This window comes from Marinomonas sp. 15G6-16, from assembly GCF_055809555.1.
In genome coordinates, this window is record NZ_CM147916.1 from 870,642 (window position 1) to 890,913 (window position 20,272).

Annotated in this window: 17 protein-coding genes; 11 read left to right on the forward strand and 6 right to left on the reverse strand. The window is 42.7% G+C overall.

Going from position 1 to position 20,272, the window contains the following annotated elements; genetic code table 11:
- Positions 1-7 precede the first annotated feature (7 nt).
- The 8 genes from rsxB to AC0L46_RS04220 all read left to right on the forward strand — a co-directional run bounded on the left by rsxB (position 8) and on the right by AC0L46_RS04220 (position 8,889).
- A complete protein-coding gene (gene rsxB / locus AC0L46_RS04185; RefSeq protein WP_414680980.1) occupies positions 8-604 on the forward strand; it encodes an electron transport complex subunit RsxB in 597 nt (198 codons plus the stop codon).
- Positions 604-3,720 (forward strand): electron transport complex subunit RsxC, encoded by a 3,117-nt coding sequence (gene rsxC / locus AC0L46_RS04190; RefSeq protein ID WP_473506010.1) that lies wholly within the window; start codon positions 604-606, stop codon positions 3,718-3,720. The genes rsxB and rsxC overlap by 1 nt, the downstream gene beginning before the upstream one ends.
- Positions 3,721-4,779, forward strand: a complete 1,059-nt coding sequence (rsxD, locus tag AC0L46_RS04195; protein WP_473506012.1) for an electron transport complex subunit RsxD — start codon at positions 3,721-3,723, stop codon at positions 4,777-4,779.
- Positions 4,779-5,396 (forward strand): electron transport complex subunit RsxG, encoded by a 618-nt coding sequence (rsxG, locus tag AC0L46_RS04200; protein WP_473506014.1) that lies wholly within the window; start codon positions 4,779-4,781, stop codon positions 5,394-5,396. Before rsxD ends, rsxG begins: the two co-directional genes overlap by 1 nt.
- Before the next feature lie 9 nt (positions 5,397-5,405).
- On the forward strand, positions 5,406-6,164 hold the full coding sequence (locus AC0L46_RS04205; RefSeq protein WP_473506016.1) for an electron transport complex subunit E: 759 nt from the start codon (positions 5,406-5,408) through the stop codon (positions 6,162-6,164).
- A gap of 29 nt (positions 6,165-6,193) precedes the next feature.
- Entirely contained in the window at positions 6,194-6,829 is a 636-nt protein-coding gene (nth, locus tag AC0L46_RS04210) for an endonuclease III (RefSeq protein ID WP_414680985.1), read from the forward strand.
- A 174-nt stretch (positions 6,830-7,003) separates the two neighbouring features.
- Positions 7,004-8,341, forward strand: a complete 1,338-nt coding sequence (aptA, locus tag AC0L46_RS04215; protein WP_473506018.1) for an omega-aminotransferase AptA — start codon at positions 7,004-7,006, stop codon at positions 8,339-8,341.
- Positions 8,342-8,562: 221 nt separating this feature from the next.
- Positions 8,563-8,889 carry a hypothetical protein gene (locus AC0L46_RS04220; RefSeq protein ID WP_473506020.1) on the forward strand — a complete coding sequence of 109 codons (327 nt, stop codon included), beginning with the start codon at positions 8,563-8,565 and terminating at the stop codon, positions 8,887-8,889.
- 80 nt (positions 8,890-8,969) lie between these two features.
- On the opposite strand, the gene AC0L46_RS04225 is transcribed toward AC0L46_RS04220, so the two are convergent.
- The 5 genes from AC0L46_RS04225 to AC0L46_RS04245 form a co-directional block, all read right to left on the reverse strand.
- On the reverse strand, positions 8,970-9,239 hold the full coding sequence (locus tag AC0L46_RS04225) for an RNA recognition motif domain-containing protein (RefSeq protein WP_414680988.1): 270 nt from the start codon (positions 9,237-9,239) through the stop codon (positions 8,970-8,972).
- Between the two features lie 136 nt (positions 9,240-9,375).
- Positions 9,376-10,317 (reverse strand): nucleoside hydrolase, encoded by a 942-nt coding sequence (locus AC0L46_RS04230; RefSeq protein ID WP_473506022.1) that lies wholly within the window; start codon positions 10,315-10,317, stop codon positions 9,376-9,378.
- 55 nt (positions 10,318-10,372) lie between these two features.
- Positions 10,373-11,266 (reverse strand): ribokinase, encoded by an 894-nt coding sequence (locus AC0L46_RS04235; protein ID WP_473506024.1) that lies wholly within the window; start codon positions 11,264-11,266, stop codon positions 10,373-10,375.
- A gap of 216 nt (positions 11,267-11,482) precedes the next feature.
- Complete coding sequence (locus AC0L46_RS04240) at positions 11,483-12,715, reverse strand: argininosuccinate synthase (protein WP_473506026.1); 1,233 nt, start codon at positions 12,713-12,715, stop codon at positions 11,483-11,485.
- Between the two features lie 191 nt (positions 12,716-12,906).
- Positions 12,907-13,794 carry a flagellar protein MotY gene (locus AC0L46_RS04245; protein WP_473506028.1) on the reverse strand — a complete coding sequence of 296 codons (888 nt, stop codon included), beginning with the start codon at positions 13,792-13,794 and terminating at the stop codon, positions 12,907-12,909.
- Positions 13,795-13,889: 95 nt separating this feature from the next.
- Between AC0L46_RS04245 and rnt the strand changes: the two genes are divergently transcribed.
- The 3 genes from rnt to AC0L46_RS04260 all read left to right on the forward strand — a co-directional run bounded on the left by rnt (position 13,890) and on the right by AC0L46_RS04260 (position 17,878).
- Positions 13,890-14,558 (forward strand): ribonuclease T, encoded by a 669-nt coding sequence (rnt, locus tag AC0L46_RS04250; protein WP_414680993.1) that lies wholly within the window; start codon positions 13,890-13,892, stop codon positions 14,556-14,558.
- Between the two features lie 74 nt (positions 14,559-14,632).
- Complete coding sequence (locus tag AC0L46_RS04255) at positions 14,633-15,043, forward strand: YbaN family protein (RefSeq protein ID WP_414680994.1); 411 nt, start codon at positions 14,633-14,635, stop codon at positions 15,041-15,043.
- Between the two features lie 84 nt (positions 15,044-15,127).
- Positions 15,128-17,878, forward strand: coding sequence for a DUF748 domain-containing protein (locus AC0L46_RS04260; RefSeq protein WP_473506031.1), 2,751 nt, complete (start codon positions 15,128-15,130; stop codon positions 17,876-17,878).
- 437 nt (positions 17,879-18,315) lie between these two features.
- Here the strand turns inward: AC0L46_RS04260 and AC0L46_RS04265 are convergent, their stop codons facing one another.
- Positions 18,316-20,193: a methyl-accepting chemotaxis protein gene (locus AC0L46_RS04265; RefSeq protein ID WP_473506033.1), complete on the reverse strand. Its 1,878-nt coding sequence runs from the start codon at positions 20,191-20,193 to the stop codon at positions 18,316-18,318.
- Positions 20,194-20,272: the final 79 nt, after the last annotated feature.

Sequence of the window (20,272 nt, forward strand, 5' to 3'; positions counted from 1 at the left end):
AGCCGTCATGTTAACTGTTTTACTTGCCATTGGTGTGTTGGTTCTTTTATCGCTTATTTTCGGTGCAATTCTAGGTTATGCCAACGTCCGCTTCCATGTGGAAGGCGACCCAATTGTTGATCAGATCGATGCGCTTTTGCCACAAACCCAATGTGGCCAATGTGGTCATCCTGGTTGCCGCCCTTATGCCGAAGCCATTGCCAATGGTGAAGCCATTAACCATTGCCCTCCAGGCGGACAAGCAACGATTCAAGCCTTGGCGGATCTTTTAGACGTAGAAGCCATTCCTTTGGACGGCGACCACGGAGAAGAAACAGCAACCAAAGTCGCCGTGATTCGTGAAGACGAATGTATTGGCTGTACTAAATGTATTCAAGCTTGCCCAGTAGACGCTATTTTGGGCGCAGCAAAGCAAATGCACACCGTCATTTCGGACGAATGTACGGGTTGTGACCTTTGTGTTGAACCTTGTCCAGTAGATTGTATTGATATGGTAGAAGTTGGCGTGACAGCAAAAACATGGTCTTGGGATAAACCTCAGGGTATTGCAGCAAGCTCATTGAGCATTATTGCAACTGACCGTCAGTCGGAGGTTGTTCACTAATGGCGACAGCAAGCACAACATCTGCAAACATTTTTTCGTTTCACGGCGGCATTCACCCAGCCGAAAACAAAGTGCAATCTTTGCAACTTCCTTTGGGTCGTCCAAGCCTACCAAATGAGCTGATTTTACCTTTAGGTCAGCATATTGGTCAGGCATCACGTCCTATTGTGGCGGTTGGGGATTATGTTTTAAAAGGCCAGACGATTGCCGTTAATAATGGTTTTTTAAGCAGCCATCTACACGCGCCGACGTCTGGCACCATTGCTGGCATTGAAGAACGTGCGATTGCGCACCCTTCTGGTTTAAGCGATCTGTGCATGGTAATTTTCCCTGATCATAAAGATCAATGGGTAGAACGCACGCCATTGGAAGATTGGCAAGCAAAACCTGCGACAGAGATCCTTGAATACCTAGCCAATATGGGCATTGTAGGGATGGGCGGCGCTGGTTTCCCAACCCAAGTGAAGCTACAAGGTGCTCATAAAAACGCGCTAAAGTATTTCATCATTAATGCGGCAGAGTGCGAACCTTACATCACAGCCGATGACATGCTGATCAGAGAAAAGACTCAAGAGCTTATTTCTGGCATCGAAGTTTTGCAGCATATTGTGAACGCAGAACAAGTCATTATCGGTATTGAAGACAACAAGCCAACCGCCATTGCTGCACTTAATGCTTTATTGAGTGAACAAAACAGCAGCATCCAAGTGGCTGTTGTACCAACAAAATACCCTTCTGGCGGTGAAAAACAGCTTATCCAACTATTAACAGGCCAAGAAGTTCCAAGTGGACAATACCCTGCTGATATTGGTGTTTTATGTCAAAATGTCGGTACATGTGTCGCGGTTCACGACGCTATTTTCCACGGCCAACCCTTGATTTCACGATTCACCACACTAACAGGTGACGCGCTAAAAGCACCTCAGAACGTTGAAGTGTTATTGGGAACACCTGTGACTCATTTATTAGAGTACGCAGAATCCCAACCAAATAACCTTCACAGACTTGTGATGGGGGGCCCAATGATGGGTTACACGCTGGACTCTGCTGCTGTGCCTATCGTGAAAACCAGCAACTGTATTTTGGCTACGACAAAAGAAGAACTGCCGCCACCAGCGCCAGAACAAGCTTGTATTCGTTGTGGTATGTGTGAACAGGCTTGCCCAGCGAGTTTGTTACCACAGCAATTGCTTTGGTTCAGCAAAAGCCAAGAGCATGAAAAAGCCGAACACTACAATCTGTTTGATTGCATCGAATGTGGCGCTTGTTCTTACGTTTGTCCGAGTAGCATTCCTTTGGTTCAGTACTACCGCCACACGAAAAGTGCCATTCGAGAAGCCCGCGAAGCCAATGTGAAGTCTGATTTAGCGAAACAGCGCTTTGAAGCTCGTAAAGCGCGCCAAGAAGCAGAAGCCGCTGAAAAAGAAGCGAAGCGCTTAGCTCGTCAAAAAGCATCGTCAGCGAAACCTGCGGCGAAAACCGCTGCACCTAAGGCTGCTCCAAGCGCGCCTTCTGCAACACCTGGCATCAGTGACGAAGCTAAAAAGTTAAAAGTAGACATCGCTATTGGCAAAACAAAACTGAAGAAAGCTCAGAAGCTACTGCTTGAAGCTCAAGAAAATGAGCACCTAGAAGACATCAAGTCACTACAACTGAAGGTGACAGAGCAAGAAACACAGCTTGCGTCATTAGAAGATCAGCTGAGCAAACTGACACCTGCGGCTGCTCCAGCGAAAGCCGAGGCAAAACCAGCTGTTAGTGATGAGTTGAAAAAGGCAAAAGTAGATGTTGCTCTCATTGGTGTGAAACTGAAAAAGCTGAATAAGCAATTAGAAGAAACGCCTGATGACCAAGAGCTAAAAGAGAAAGCAGCTGGCTTGGAAGCGGATCTAAAAACCGCACAAGCGACAGTTGAAAAACTAAGCACTGACTCAGCAGCATCACCTTCTCCTGCGGCCGCACCAAAAGCAGCCATCAATGACGAGCTGAAAAAGTTAAAAATCGATGCCGCTATCGCCAAAGCCGCAGTCAAGAAAGTCGAAAAGGCACTGAAGAAAGCGGAAGAAATTCAGGCGCCAGAAGTGGATGCGATTCGTCAACAGCTGAAAGAAGCTCAACAAAGAGCAGATGAATTAGAAAAAGCGTTAGCAAATCCACAAGCGACCAACACTAACTCTGCACCTGCGCCAAGCAGCCCAAATGCTGACGTAGAAAAGAAACGTAAGATTGATTTAGCCATCGCCAAAGCAGGTCTCAAGAAAGCCGAAAAGAACATTGCTCTCTTGAAAGAACAAGGCAAAGATGACGCTGAAATAGACGCATCGGAATGGCCGAAGAAGCTCGCAGAAGCACAAGAAAAACTGGCAGCGCTTGAGAACGAATCTGCACCAGCGGCAGTTGTGGAAGCGAAAGCAGAAGTCACCGCACCTGCAAACGCGGATGCAGAGAAGAAACGCAAGATTGACTTAGCCATCGCTAAAGCAAGTATCAAGAAAGCCGAAAAGAACATTGCTCTCTTGAAAGAACAAGGCAAAGACGATGCTGAAATAGACGCATCGGAATGGCCGAAGAAGCTAGCGGAAGCACAAGAAAAACTGGCAGCACTTGAGAATGAATCTGCACCAGCACCAGCTGTGGAAGCGAAAGCTGAAGTCGCGGCGCCTGCAAACGCGGATGCCGAGAAGAAACGCAAGATCGACTTAGCCATCGCCAAAGCGAGCATCAAGAAAGCTGAAAAGAACATCGCTCTCTTGAAGGAACAAGGCAAAGACGACGCTGAAATAGACGCATCAGAATGGCCGAAAAAGCTAGCGGAAGCACAAGAAAAGCTTACTGCACTGGAATCGAACGATGGTAACTCGGCGACAGAGAAAAACGCTGAGAAATCTCCAGAACCCAAAATAGCCCAAAGCCCTGCTGATTTGGCTGGTCAAATAAAACAGCAAAAAATTGCAGCCGCATTGGCAAAAGCACAAATCAATAAGCTAACTAAGCGTCTAGACAGTGAGCCAGAAGCTGCTGACAGTATTCAGCAAGAAATCGCGGCCACACGTCAAAAACAACAAGACGCAGAAGCTTTATTAGCAAAACTTACTCATTCGCAAGAGAGTCTCTAAATGGCATTATTGAGGATTTCATCACCCCACACTCAACGTGCAGGACATCGCACTTCTTGGGTTATGCAGATGGTGATCTTAGCGACCATTCCTGGTATCGCAGTACAAACTTGGCTATTCGGTTGGGGAACGTTAATCAACCTAATGATTGCGAGTATCGCCGCATTAGCTTGTGAAGCGGCTATTTTGTCGATCCGTCGCCGTTCTGTTGCTTTCTTTCTAAAAGATTACAGCGCCCTACTCACTGCCGTTTTACTGGGTGTCGCTTTGCCGCCAACTGTGCCTTGGTGGGTAACAGTAACCGCTGTCGGTTTCGCGATTATTTTTGCGAAGCAGCTTTATGGCGGCTTGGGCAACAATCCTTTTAATCCAGCTATGGTGGGTTATGCCATCGTACTTGTGTCGTTTCCTGTACCGATGAGCCAATGGCTGGGCGTTCAATCCATTGTCGCACCTGGTGAAAGCCTGTCTTTCTTACAAAGCTTACAAGCTATTTTCCATCACTTACCCAATGTAGATGGTTACACAATGGCGACGCCGTTAGATGGCTTCAAGAATAAAGATTTGCTTGATAGCGCAACAGCATTCCAAACCATTGAAGCGCTACAGAGTGCTAACCTTAATAGCTGGTTGTGGGTCAATATGGCTTACCTAGTTGGCGGACTTGGCTTGCTTTGGTTGCGCATTATTACTTGGCACACGCCTGTTGCCGTTTTAAGTGCTTTGCTTGTCATGGCTGGCATCTTCCACTTGTTTGACATGAGCAACACAGCAACACCATTGTTTCACCTGACAACAGGTGCCGCTATGTTTGGTGCCTTTTTTATCGCCACAGACCCTGTCTCTTCTTGCACCAGTAATCGGGGTAAATTGATTTATGGCGCTGGCATTGGCATCTTAATTTACATTATCCGTACTTGGGGCGGTTACCCTGATGGTGTGGCCTTTGCGGTACTGCTAATGAATTTCTCTGCGCCGCTTATTGACTACTACACTCAACCTCGTACTTATGGTCACAAAAAGGCCAAAAAAGGCTTGAAGATAGGAGAAGATAACTAATGGAATTATTAGCCTCTATCCGTCGTAATAGTCTTGGCTTGGGTATCTTTGCAGTGTTAACTGCTGGACTTATTGCTCTGACTCATCAGTTCACTAAAGGCACCATTAAAGACAATATATTGAATGCGCAAATCTCAGCCTTCAACGAAATTTTGCCTGCTGAATTATACGATAACGACTTAACAACAGACGTTGCGACTTTGCCTGCTGATCCATTGCTCGGCAGCCCAGAAGGGATCAAAATCCATATCGCCCGTAAAGATGGCGATGTCACTGGAATCATCTTTGAAACCATTGCTCCAAGTGGTTACAACGGCAATTTGGATTTGCTCGTTGCCATCGATAAAAACGGCATAGTAACCGGCAGCCGCGTGATTAGTCATAAAGAAACACCTGGTTTAGGTGACAAGGTTGATTTGAAAAAATCCAATTGGATCTTAAGCTTTGCGAACACTTCCTTGTCCAATCCAACAATTGAAGGTTGGGCAGTGAAAAAAGATGGCGGTGACTTCGATCAATTTACAGGTGCGACAATCACTCCTCGCGCTGTCGTTCGTGCCGTGAAGAATACTCTCGTATATTTTGAACAACATAAAGATGCGCTGTTAGCGCGTTAGGATAAAAAAATGAGCGCTGAAACAGACACAAGTGACGCGGTTGATAACAGCAAACCAAGCACAAACTACGCTGAAATCGTTTACAACGGCATCTGGAAAAATAACCCAGCCTTAGTGCAATTATTGGGATTGTGTCCAATGCTGGCGGTGACCAGTACAGTAGTTAATGCTTTGGGCTTAGGATTGGCGACTTTAGTGGTATTGGTTGGCTCTAACGTTGCGGTTTCTTTGATTCGGAACTACGTTGCCGATGCAGTTCGCTTACCTGCCTTTGTGATGATTATTGCTTCTTTCACAACCTGCATCGAATTGATCATGCAGGCTTATACTTATGAGCTGTATCAGATTCTGGGGATTTTCATTCCTTTGATCGTGACAAACTGTGCAATTCTTGGCCGCGCGGACGCCTTTGCAAGCCGCAACCCAATTATACCGTCGGCATTAGATGGTTTAATGATGGGATTAGGTTTCGGAGTGATTCTTGTTGCACTTGGCGCAATGCGTGAGCTGATCGGACAAGGTACGTTATTCGCTGACATGCAATTGCTATTTGGTGATATCGCCATCAACTGGAAATGGGTGGTTTTTGATGATTACCCGAATGTTTTATTCGTGGTTTTACCGCCAGGTGCCTTCATTGGTTTAGGCTTGCTTATCGCCTTTAAGAATTACCTTGATGAGCGAGAAAAACAACGCCTTGCTGCACAAAAAGCCAAAGACGGCCCAAGTGAATCCAAACGTGTTCGTGTGACTGGGCAAGTTAACTAAAATCTGGACAGAACGAAAGGCAATTTCAGGTGAATAAAGAAAAGCGCTACGAGATTTTTTCCCGCTTACGAGCAGAAAATCCAAATCCTGTGACCGAGCTAGAATACAGCTCGCCTTTTGAGCTTTTAATTGCCGTCTTGTTTTCTGCCCAAGCCACAGACGTAAGTGTTAATAAAGCGACCAGAAAACTTTTCCCTGTCGCAAATACCCCAGAAAAAATGCTCGCATTAGGCGTAGATGGCTTAAAAAGCTACATTAAAACCATCGGGCTTTTTAATGCCAAAGCAGAAAACGCCATCAAAACCTGCAAAATCCTCATTGAAAAGCATAACAGTGTTGTTCCTGAAACCCGTGAAGAGCTAGAAGCCTTACCCGGCGTTGGTCGTAAAACTGCCAATGTGGTATTGAATACCGCGTTTCGACAAGTGGCTATGGCGGTGGATACTCATATCTTTCGCTTTGGTAATCGCACCAAGGTTGCTCCAGGCAAAAACGTCTTAGAAGTAGAAATGAAGCTGCTGAAATTCGTCCCTAAAGAGTTTCTTTTAGACGCGCATCACTGGATGATTTTGCACGGTCGTTACATTTGTGTAGCGCGTAAACCCAAATGTGACGCCTGCATTATTGAAGATCTTTGCGAATTCAAAGAGAAGACATCAACCTAGTTCTTTATCTATCCTCCTCAGAATATCTCTTTACTACTAGGTTAAATAACACTCACTTAGTTAACTTAATCCTAATCTAAAATTAAATAAGCTCGAATTTAATAAACCTTTCTAGCTCGGCATTCTCTATTTATCGATTTTATTTCTGAGACTTTACTTTTAGAGAATGTCCTTATGAGCCATATTGCTAAATCCCGCTTAACTCAAGCTCAGCTTGATGCCCATTGGATGTCTTACACAGGCAACCGTCAATTCAAAAAAGACCCGCGTATTATTTCGTCTGCGGCCGGTCATTACTACACAGACATTGAAGGTCGAAAGATTTTTGATGGCTTGTCCGGTCTTTGGACTTGTGGCTTAGGCCACAGTGTTCCTGCCATCAATGAAGCGGTTGCTGAGCAAGTAAAAACATTGGATTACTCTCCTGCATTTCAATTCGGCCATGAGAAGTCATTTCTATTGGCGGAGCAAATCACTCAATTTATGCCGGACGGTCTGAATCGTATCTTCTTTACAGGGTCTGGATCTGAATCTGTCGATACTGCTTTAAAAGTCGCTCGAGCTTATTGGCGCAAGAAAGGCATGGGCACGAAAACCAAGTTCATCGGCCGTGCAAAAGGCTATCACGGTGCCGGCATTTCAGGCTTTAGTGTGGGCGGCATTCCAGCGAACCGTACTTTATACGGCCAAGGGTTAGAGTCTTATCACCTACCTCACACTCAAGTTCCAGGTACAGAGTTCACAAAAGGCATGTCTGAGTTTGGCAAAGAGCGTGCTGAAGATTTGCTGAACCTTATTACTCTGCATGACGCTTCCAATATTGCAGCGGTCATTGTTGAGCCTATGTCCGGTTCTGGCGGTGTTATTATCCCGCCACAAGGTTATTTAAAGCGCTTACGAGAAATCTGTGACCAACACAATATCCTGTTGATATTCGATGAAGTCATCACAGCTTTTGGGCGAATGGGCGCGAAAACAGGCTCTGAGGCATTTGGCGTCACGCCAGATGTTATCACCATGGCGAAACAGGTAACAAATGGCGTTATTCCAATGGGAGCTGTTGCCTTTAAACAAGAAATTTACGACACCTTCATGGATACTGGCGGCCCAGATTACATGCTCGAAATCCCTCACGGCTACACTTATGCCGCTCATCCAATTGCTTGCGCTGCAGGTCTCGCGTCTTTAGAGGAAATCAAAAAACAGGGGCTAATAGAGCGTGTAAAAAACATGAGTGGATTTTGGGAAGACAGCGCTCATCAACTAAAGGACACAAGCCCTATTATCACCGACATTCGTAACTATGGCTTCGCAGCAGGCATTACCATTGCGCCAGTGGATAATGAGCCCGGTAAACGTCCTTTCCAAATTGCCATGGACATGTGGGACAAAGGTTATTACGTTCGCTACGGCGCTGATACGATTCAATTAGCACCACCTTTTACAACAGAAAAGTCTGAAATAGACAGCATGATCAATGCTCTTGGAGATTCCATTCAAAAGTTAGGTTAGACATTTAGACAAAAAAGTAAGCCCATTTATCCATGGGCTTACTTTTAAAAAAGAGCACTTTCTCTATCTATAACAAAGCCTTATATCAATTCAAAGCGCCTTCATTTCCTTTATTTAAATTGAATTTAACTTCATTACACTCAATATTTTTTGCTCTATAATAATCCTCAGGAATACGCCACACGGTGTTGGATCTTCATCTAGGAAAGGATAAACAATCAGTGTCGATAACTCACTCTCCTTATGTTCGTTGCTTCTGGACAGGCTCTCTTTATTTAACGAATGGCATTGTTATGCCAATTCATTGCACTCATATTTCAACAAAGAAAATAGAGATAGAAGCGCCAAATGGGTTACAAGGTTCTAAAATGGTGAAGTTGGAGTTAAACGCTATTCATGAAGGAAAGATGGCAAAAATTAAAATATTGTGTGATCCACTGGCTGACATATTTAATGAGCACGACAAGCACTATATGAAATTGGCATTTCACACGATTTCAGACAAGGATGTGAGCTTTATTAAAGAGTTTGCTGATGCACATTCTTAGAAAAAGCTCACTATAAAACGACCGGCGAAAGAAATGAAAAAGGGCTATATGAATAGCCCTTTATTTGTATAAACTTCGCTTTATTCTTCGGTATCGCTTTTCGCTGCTGAAGCATCTTCCGCTTTTTTCACACGGATCTTAGCGCCATCTACTTCTTTACCATTTAGCGTTTTAATAGCGGCTTTCGCTTCGCCTACTTTTGGCATTTCAACGAAGGCAAAACCTTTTGACTCGCCTGTTTCTTTATCCATTACCAAGTTGCAAGACTGCAAAGTACCATGCACAGCGAACAGGCTTTTTAATTCATCTTCCGTCGTGTTTCGGGCGAGGTTTCTTACTAATAATTTCATTCATATCACTCTTTTTTGAATGACTGCTAAGCAGCCTCTTCATTCATAATTACAAAACACAATGTCGTGCAAAGGCTTCAATAAAAAAGGCATGAAACCAGGGTTCCATGCCTTTTGATAACGCAATTCTAATGGTTTAAGACAAGGTTGTCTCGAACAGTTTCAGCAATCGCTCACTGTCCACTTCCATACACACTTGAGTCATAGGAATATCATTCCAATGTGGTGTTGGGAAATCCATGCCTTCTGGCGCAAAAATGGTTTGGCCAATACCAATGCCTTCGCAAGCAACACGAACTGCGCCTAATTCAACACCAAAGATGCTTGGATCAATCACGTAAGCAATCGTTGATGCATCATGGAAGTAGCAGCCATCCATATCAAAACGGCTGCTGTAGAAGTTAATATAATGCTGTGCGCAGTCGTATAAGAAACCACCTTCGGTTGGGTTTGCTTCTCGAATACGTTCTAGAATTGGGTTGTCTAATAGAACCTGATGAGTAACATCTAGGCCAATCATAGTAACCTGCCAAGCTGCTGTGAAAACTTTATCAGCCGCATGTGGATCATTCATAATATTGGCTTCAGCGACAGGTGAAACGTTACCGTATTCAATCGCTGTGCCGCCCATTAATACGACTTCGTCAACTAGACTTGCCACTTCTGGATCAAGTTCTAATGCTTCTGCCAAGTTACCCAAAGGCCCTAACGCAATAATAGTCACTTCACCCGGGTATTTACGTACAGTATCGACAATAAATTGCGCGGCATTTTTATCAACTGCTTTGCCTTTTGGTGCTGGCCAATCAATATTACCGAAGCCGTCTTTTCCATGTACAAAGTCTGGATGTGGACGAGGATCGATCACACTAGGAACGGATACACCTTGCGCAACAGGTACATCTACTTTTGCAATTTCTGTCAGCGTAATGGCATTTTGTGTCGCCAAATCTACGGGCACATTTCCGAACGTCGTTGTTAAACCTAATACTTCAAGTTGCGGTGCTTGGAAGGCAAAAAAGATTGCCATTGCATCATCGATGCCCGGATCTGTATCAATAATAATTTTACGAGCCATTTTAAAAGTCCTTAATCATTGTCTGTCATAAACGACTGAGTCGTTTGAGTCTGTATTAGTTATGAGTAGAAAGAAAGGCATCTACTTCACTGGAGTCTGGGATTGCGACCATGGCGCCAATTCGAGTCACACACAGGGCTGAAGCCGCACAACCTCTTTGCATGGCTTTTTCTGTATCAGCACCAGATAAAATGGCTGAGATTGTAAAACCAATAAAGGTATCGCCCGCTGCTGTCGTATCCTGCGCGTCCACTTTAAACGCCGGAACGTATAGGTTTTCACCACAATCAAAATAGCGCACACCATCACTGCCTAGTGTCATCAAAACCGCTAATTCTGGGTATTGTTCTGGCAACGCTTTCGTCGCGGCGTCGATTGAATCCACGCCAGCTAAATCCATGGCTTCTACTTCGTTTACAATCAATAAAGTTACATAAGGCAGAACAGCTTTGGTTAATCCAGCGTCCATTGGCGCTGGATTAAAAGCGACTTTTAATCCTTTACTGTGCGCCTGCTGAATAATGTAATCAACAAGGTTGGTTTCGTTCTGCAATAGCACCCAATCGTCTTGCGAAGCTTGATCTAAAATACGGTCGATATTCGCTTTTTCAAAACAATGATTCGCACCTTGGTACAAAATAATCGAGTTTTCAGCTTCTTTGGTTAACTGAATAATCGCGTGACCTGTTGGCGTATCAATAGACTCAACCAACTCAACATTCACACCGTATTCTTGCAATTGCCTTAAAATTAATCGGTCAACAGAGTGGATAGCACCAACGTGTTTCACCTCTGCGCCGGCTTTCGCCAATGCGACGGATTGGTTCGCTCCCTTTCCACCCAACAGACACTGGTAACTGTCTGACGCCATGGTTTCACCTGGGCGCACAAAATGGTCCAGTTGGTAAAGGTGATCTAAATTAATAGACCCAAAGTTATAAATTGTCATATTTTCCTCAGGGCTTACTTAAGAGTGAACCTATCGTTTACTGTGCTAAATAGCGTGTCATCAACATAGCGCAAGAATTAATATCTTGCTTCGATTGTATAAATTTCTGACCGATTGAACAAATATTTATTTATCTTCAAAAATCAATGAAACAACACCAATAAAAAAACGCCCCATCCTGAAGAATGGAGCGTTTTAATAAAGAAGCCTATTAGCTTATTTATCGCTGTCTAAAAAGCCACGGCCTTTTTGAGCAGCAATACGCATACGCAATGCGTTTAACTTGATGAAGCCAGCTGCATCTTTCTGATCGTATGCACCCGCATCGTCTTCAAACGTCGCAATAGAGCTATCAAACAAGCTGTTTGGCGACTGACGGCCAACAACGCTAACGTTGCCTTTGTACAATTTAAGACGAACAGTACCGTTCACGTATTTTTGTGATGCGTCGATCAATGCTTGCATCATACGACGCTCTTCTGACCACCAGAAGCCGTTGTAAATGATTTTTGCGTAACGTGGCATCATTTCATCTTTTAGGTGCATCGCTTCACGGTCTAGCGTAATAGACTCCATGGCACGGTGCGCTTTCATCATGATAGTGCCGCCAGGTGTTTCGTAACAACCGCGAGCTTTCATACCAACAAAACGGTTTTCTACGATGTCTACACGGCCAATACCGTTTGCGCCACCGATTTTGTTCAATGTTTCTAGCATGGTCGCTGGCGATAAAGCTTCACCATTCAAAGAAACTGGGTCACCGTTTTCGTAACCGATTTCAATGTAAGTAGCTTCATTTGGCGCATCTTCAGGAGACACAGACCAACGCCACATGTCTTCTTCTGCTTCTGTCCAAGGGTCTTCTAACTGATCACCTTCATAAGAGATGTGCAATAAGTTAGCGTCCATAGAGTAAGGCGATTTCTTCTTCTTAGTCGAGAAATCAACCGGAATCTTATGCTCTTCACAGTAAGCCATTAGAGTTTCACGGGAAGTCAGATCCCATTCACGCCAAGGCGCAATCACTTTAACGCCTGGTTTCAATGCGTAAGCACCTAACTCGAAACGCACTTGGTCGTTACCTTTACCAGTCGCGCCGTGAGAAATGGCATCGGCGCCTGTTTCGTTGGCGATTTCGATCAAACGTTTCGCGATCAACGGACGAGCAATAGACGTACCTAATAGGTATTCGCCTTCATAAATAGTGTTGGCACGGAACATAGGGAAGACGAAGTCGCGTACAAACTCTTCACGCAAATCTTCGATGTAGATTTCCTTAATACCCAACGCTTGAGCTTTAGCGCGAGCTGGTTCAACTTCTTCACCCTGACCCAAATCAGCGGTAAAGGTAACCACTTCACAGTTATACTCTTCTTGAAGCCACTTCACGATTACGGAAGTATCCAGGCCGCCAGAATAGGCAAGCACTACCTTCTTCACGTCAGACATTATTTCTATTCTCCTCAACGGGCTTGCGCTCCGACACCAATGTTTTAAAACCAATACATGGCGGCGCAAATGATTTATAAAATGGGCTGTAAGTGTAAGATTTCGGTTCTTGCTTAGCAAGTAAAAAGCCCTGTTTCCCTCATAAAATTGAGACAAACAAGGCCTTTTGATAATTCATTGATATAACGGAATCAGTTACTTTCAGATTTTTCCAAACGAATCGTTACTCGTCGATTTCGCTCTCTGCCTTGAGCCGTATTATTCGAAGCAGATGGGTAACGTTCACCATGATAACGAGAGACTATTTTTGCCGCTGGAACGCCTTTGTCGAGCAAATAAGCCGTTACTTTTTCCGCTCTTAATTTAGATAACTCACGGTTATCTCGGCGAGAACCAATTAAATCCGTATGACCATCAATATAGATGTATTCCACACTAGGATCAGAAGACACATACAAAGCGACTAAATCTAAACGAGCTTTTATTCGCTCCGTTAGATCCACACCATTAACCGGAAACAATGCCGCTGTTCTTGCGATTTGGTCATAGTTAACAGGCAGCAAGCCAGACAAACAACGACGAAATTCATTGTAGGCTGGGGCAAAGTTGATGTTCGACAAACCCACTTCAACGGTTTCTCGGTTATTTTCCCATGCGGTGCCAGCCACAACAGGATGACGACCTCGATCCAAACTGGTGAGCATTCTTTCTGCTACTTTGCCACCCACTTCAACCGTTAGGCCATAACCTGGATAAGGTAGAATTTCTAAGGTTTCAGGCTTCACGCCAGGCGACCAACTCGGCGCTTGAGAGATAATGTAAACTTGACCTGGACCTAACTTCTCATTTTGCGGCTGCAGAATAAATTTCATTGGCTCTCCGGCTTCTTTTATAAAGTGCCCTTCGCCGTAATGAGGAACGGGATGCGTTAAGCTACAAGAAAATATATCGCCTGATAACAGCCACTCAGAATCCGTAATGCCAGATTGATAATGTGTTAATGCGCTCACTTGCCCAAACGGCAAACAAGCTGTTAGCGTAAATACAGTACGAATTAGAAGTTGTTGGGTAATTCCCATTGAGACGTCTCGTTCAAGCATTATCAAATGTGTTATGATTCGATCCTATTATATACCGTCATTGTTCATCAAGCGGCAGAATTAAGGACCTTCTTTTGTCAAACCACGAAATTAAAGATCGATTCCGAGGTTATCTACCTATTGTTATCGACGTAGAAACCGCAGGCTTTAATCAAAAAACTGATGCTTTATTAGAAATGGCTGCCAGTATCCTAAGAATGGATGAAAATGGCGATTTTTATATCCATGAAACCTTAGAGTATATTATTAAGCCTTTTGAAGGTGCCAACTTAGAAAAGTCAGCCTTAGACTTTACGGGCATTGACCCTTTTGCACCTGGAAGAGAAGACATTACTGAGCAAGAAGCATTATCACAAATGTTTTCTAAAGTTCGTAAGGAGCTCAAATCTTCAGGTTGTAAACGTGCCATTTTAGTAGGCCATAACGCTGCTTTTGATCACGGCTTTTTAAATGCCGCCATTGAACGTGCAGAAATAAAGCGCAACCCTTTTCATCCATTTTCTAGCTTTGACACAGCCAGCTTGGCAGGCTTAGTATTTGGACAAACCGTCTTAGCAAAAGCCTGTGAAGTTGCCTCGATTCCATTTAGCAACTCCGAAGCACACTCAGCTAAATACGATACAGAGAAAACAGCTGAATTATTTTGTGAAATGGTTAACCGCTGGAAGCAACTCGGTGGATGGCCACTGATTGCCAATGAAACAGAAGATGATATGGCGTCTATTTTCCACTCAGGGAAATAAGACACACTGAAAACGAACCTTATTCCTTTCACCAAGCTAGGGTTCGTTTTTTATTCAGATGATGAGTTAACAATATGACAGGAAAGCGAATTTTATATTTGATTTTAGGGTGGCTTTCCTTAATCACAGGCATTATTGGTATTTTTTTGCCTCTACTACCAACAACCCCTTTGGTGTTACTCGCTGCTTGGTGCTTTTCAAAATCCTCCGACCGATTCCATGCTTGGTTACTCAACCATAAGTTTTTTGGCCCAATCGTAAAAGACTGGCAATCCTCTGACGGTATTCCGAAACGCTCCAGAAACCGTGCGATTATTTTCATGTGGGCAGGCATGGCGATTTCCATCACGCTTGTTTGGCGCTTTTGGGCTACGGTGGGACTTATCTTTATCGGCATCTGTGTCAGTATTTATTTGCTAAGAATGCCTTTACGTACAGAATCTTTACCACCTAATTCGGTAGAAGATAAAGAAGAAAACCTTTAGTCTATTAAGCTGTTTTTTTATCTTCAGTGGCTAGAAAATACGCCTATACTGAACCATACTTTTTTATCTAAAGGCCACGTAATAATGACTCGCCGACACTTTCGGAACTTTATCTTTTTTCCTTTTTCAGCCTTAGTTATCATCGTCATCCTAATCTGGGTTGCGACTCCTTTTATAGCCAAACACTACCTAACGACCTTCTTCCAAGAGCAAGGTGAAGAAGCGTCTGTCGATTCTATCTCTGTCAATTTTTTCCCTCCAAAAATTGATGTGAAAAATCTTGTTGTGACAAAGCAACAGCAGGAAACCTTATCTTTAAAACGCGCAACATTTGAAGTGGAAATTTGGCCTCTACTCACTCGTACAGTTCGCATATCAGAAGCCAACATTGATGGCTTCGAGATTGCATTGGCTCAGCAAGAAAAAGACTGGATCGTAGCGGGTATCAACACATCTCAATTCCTTGCTGAGGAAACGGAAGAAAAAGACCCCACTGTTGAAGAAACATCTTCCGAGAACAGCACTCCATGGTCTATTAACTTGCCCGTTTTCTCTTTCACTGACAGTCAATTTCATTTGTCACGTCAACCTAATCCGAATACACCAGCCCAATTAGATACCTTTACTTTGAAAGAACTGGTTATAAAAGACCTTTCTGGACAAGGAGAAAGTTGGAATGGAGAAATCAGCTTGTCTGCATTAGTTAATCAAGCTCGTTTTTCAGTAAGCAGCTTATTTGATTATTCTCCTGAGAAAACAAGCCTAGATGTAAAAATTGAAGACACCCTTTTACCTATCGACAGCTTCCAGCACTTTATTCCAGAGCCGTACAATAAAACGATAGGAAAGCTGGGGCTAGATGGGCAATTCCAGTTAGAGCAAACCCAAGTAAACAATGAACCCTTCATTGAAATAAAGCAGCTTGTATTGAATTCCGTTATAGAAGACCTAGACCTCAGCCTAAACACTGGAGAAAGGATTCAAACAAAATCGACTGCACTCTCTATCAGCCAATCTGATATTCAATTTACGTCTGCTGAGCAATTAAAAGCCACAGCGAACGTTACTCTTAAGTCACAAGATCTTTCTTTTAATCAAGAAGATATCATCGCCAGTTATGAGTCATTCGATTTCGAAAACACTGTGTCTGTCGAAATAAATGACGGTTTACTCACTGCTCAAAACAATCAACTCAGTTTTAATATTCAAGGATTAAAAGGCGCTCTTGAGAAAGAAAAGAAGGTCTCCATTGGGGCGATTTCTTTAACCGCAGAACAAATCAATGCCGATATAGACAACCAACAAGCACCTTCTATCATTGGCACCAACTTGCAGTTTGAAAGCACATTTTTCGATAGTTTCTTAACAGATGATAAGCGTATCGCTTCATTCGACAAAGCAGGCTTCAATGGATTGTCTTTCACTCAACAGGGTGAAGCATTTGACGTCGTATTAGATTTATTAGCTGTAGATAATTTAACATTTTCTGAGGCACTAACAGCATCAGGGGAAAGTCAAAAAACGCTGCCAGCTTTAACACATGTGAGCAAAATTCAAGTACAAAATATCAAAGCAGATTCCAAAGGTGCGAGCATCGATTCTATCGTCTCAGACGCCGTGAAAGTTAATACGATTATCAGCCCAAATAAAACATTGGCAAACCTCGTTTTCCAAGAGGAACAAGACTCAGAGTCAACATCAAACACCCTACCTCAAGCGTCTTTGCAGGGTTCAGGATCACCAAAAGCCTCAGACGCTCAACACGCTATCGAAAATACACCAAACGCCGAACAAGAACCGGCATTCAAAGCACCTTATTATGTCGCTCTAAAGTCATTTGACGTCACTGGAGAATCAGCGGTTTATGTACAAGATCAACGCATTAAACCAGCGTTACAACGAACTCTGAATATAGACACTCTCTCTTTGCGTAATCTAAATACACAAGATAAAAAACAAGCAACAGTATTATCTTTAAAAGCACGAAATGGGAAGTACTCAACACTCGACAGTGACATTACGATTTGGCCACTAGCAGATGAACTTACGATGCAAAGTACATTGGTGATTAAAGAAGCCGAATTACCACCTTACTCGTCCTATATTGCCAATGCACTTGGCTATCAAATTGACTCAGGGCAGTTGAATTTAGATTTAAAACTAGATGCAGATAACGGCGAATTAGATGGCAACTCTCATGTTTTACTTAGACAGTTTAATCTTGGTGGACGCCAAGAAAGCAGTTCCGTTATCAAAGCGGGGGCTGTGCCTCTTAATATCGCAGTGGGAATATTAAAGGACAGCGATGACAACATTGACTTAGACATACCGCTTTCCGGTAATGTTAATAATCCAGAATTCGGCTGGAAGAGTTTTCTTGTTCAACCAGTGCGTACCGCTCTTTATAAAGTATCAAGCAACTACCTTATGCAAACCTTCATTCCTTATGCAAACGTCATCACCATTGCACAGTTTGCCGGAGAACAATTGCTTAAAGTGCGTGTGGAGCCTCTTATGTTCACACCAGAAGAGGCTCAACTAAATAGCTCGCAAGATACATTTTTAGAACAGCTAGTTGCATTAATGAAAGACAAAGAAGAGAGCCAATTAAAGGCCTGCGGCGTCACAAGTTATGTTGACTTAGGGTTCGAGCAACCACCAGCAGAATTGAATGATGAAATGAAAGAACAAGCGCTTAGTTTGGCTCAGGAACGTGCGGATAATTTAAAAGAGTTTTTGGTGGAGAAAGGCATTGATTCTTCTCGTATCTTAATCTGCTCCCCAGAAGTTGATCTATCGAGAAGCAGCCAACCTCGCGTAGAACTTAACTTCTAAAACTTAACTCATCACACACTGTACAGTATCCTTTTTTTACAACTTGATACTGTACAGTGCTATTTCCTTACGCTATCAACACAAGACAAATAAAAGACCATTGAGTTTTATTTTCTACCTGAACAGCACTTTTTATCACCATAGTAATTATCTCCATAATTACAGCTAACCTCTTGAGAGGTTCGATGTCCACGCAGCAAACCTGAAAATCGTTGCCCCATGATAGTGATTAAGTCTCGCATTTCATTACTCCTACTAAGTTTGTAGTTAGAATACTAATCAACGCCACAAAATCAGTAAAAGTTATAGTTTTTATAGTGCTAATAAAATTAGACTATTGTTTTTCATTTCGTTAAAAACAAAAAAAGCAGCCTCTATTTCTAGAGGCTGCTTTAGTTAGATAAGCTTAAAAGCTCAGAGAGCTGCTCGATAAAGACTTAGACCTTAAAGAACTCCATCTCATCTTTTTGAGTTTGTGCTAAACGTGCCAACTCAGTTGATGCTTGTAAGGTTTCATTAATTGCCGAAGCATTTTGTTGAACCAAATCAAAAGCTTGAGTGGTATTTTTAGAAATATCTTCTGTTACACCCGTTTGCTCAACAGAGGCAGTAGCCACAAGTGCATTAATCTCAGAAATTGCATTAATAGCTTGAGAGATTTCTTCAAAAGCCAATTTCACCTGATCTGCCAACGCAACAGAGCCATCGATTAATTCGACATTTTGCGTCATATTGCTGCTTGCTTCTTCTGACTTCTCTTGCAGTTTCAAAATAATCTCTTGAATACTGACTGTAGATTGTTGCGTTTTCGAAGCCAATGTTCGAACTTCATCAGCAACTACAGCAAAACCTCGTCCAGCTTCACCTGCTCGAGCAGCTTCAATAGCAGCATTTAACGCAAGTAGGTTGGTTTGCTCAGAAATACCATTAATCACATCAATAACAGTACCGATCTCAATAGAAAAGTTCTTCAACTCATTAACAATTGTGGCTGTGTCGGTTACCGAGTTATTTATATCGCGGGTTAAAGCAATATTTTTCTCTAATGTCACTTTGCCGTTTTCTATTGTTTTCAGACTAACTTTGGTTTCTTCTTCCGCTTCTAGAGCCTTATTACTCACTTCTTGCGATGTACTAGATAACTCATAAATAGCGGTAGAGATTTGCTCAACCTGTAGCTTCTCGTTTTCCATGTTATTCAAGGTGTCATTCATTACCGCACTCAACTCTTGAGAAGAAGAGGACACACTGTCTGAAATGTTTAATGAGTTACTCACCAAACCAGAGAGCTGATTGGAAAGCGTCACAAGCGAACGATAAATACCTGTGTCTTTACTAGATGGCGTTAATTTGACTGTTAAATCACCTGTCGCCATTTTCTCAATTAATTTGGCGATATCTTCCGGCGCACCGCCCACAGGTTTTAAAACAAGTCGATTCATTACCATCAATAAAATAACGCATGCTATAACAAAACATACCAAGCCAATAATTAGGGAAGATATAAGCTGGTTATTTGCCCCTCGATGTATCTGCTCAGTTTTAATGACGTTGACATACTCCCAGTCATTGATATCCATTCGCCCCCAGAAACCAGTGAAGTCAACATTACTGCCATTATCACCCACGCCAGGTGCTGTATAAGATAACTCAGGGGTCTCTGGACTAAACTGCTCATACCTTGGGCGAACATCGAGAATTTTTTTACCAATAAAGTCTTCATAAGGCGCAATAATAATTGTGCCATTACCTGTATAGAGGAATAGATCCTTTCTATCTTGAAGTTCAACTAAGAAGGTATCTAATTGAATAGTTGTCATTAATGCCACATCGTCATTTACTCGATAAGCAATAGCGACAAAACGAAGGTCTTTGGACATATAAGGGGAAGAAACGTAGAACTTTTCATCTCTATCAAAAAGCGCTTTATAGTAGCTACGGCCTTTATAATCTCTACCAGTATTCGTACCGTTTCTTCGGTAAGAAGCTCCTGTCTTATCAAAAAGGTAAACACCATTACTTCTTTCTTTTAAGAGGCCATATACAGCTCCCAAACTCGCTGCGTTATGCTTAGATAAAGCATCTGCACCTAATGAGTGTTCTTTCAAATCAATCGAGGCAAGTATCAATCGATAATTTTCAAATTTTTCAGTTATCCCTGCTGTTAATGTCTCATTTTTCTCTCTAAGAATTTGTTTATTCAGATCCATACTTTCAGATCTAAATGCCAGAAAATCTAGTAATGCAATAATCAAAATGATTGCTGCAATTATAATTCCAAGAGCAAAAATGACCTGTAATTTAAATTTTTTCATTATAGAAAATCCTATGGTTCCTTCTTTTCAAGAAAAATTAGAGTAAAACAATTAGAGTAAACAAAAAGAATCTACCTTG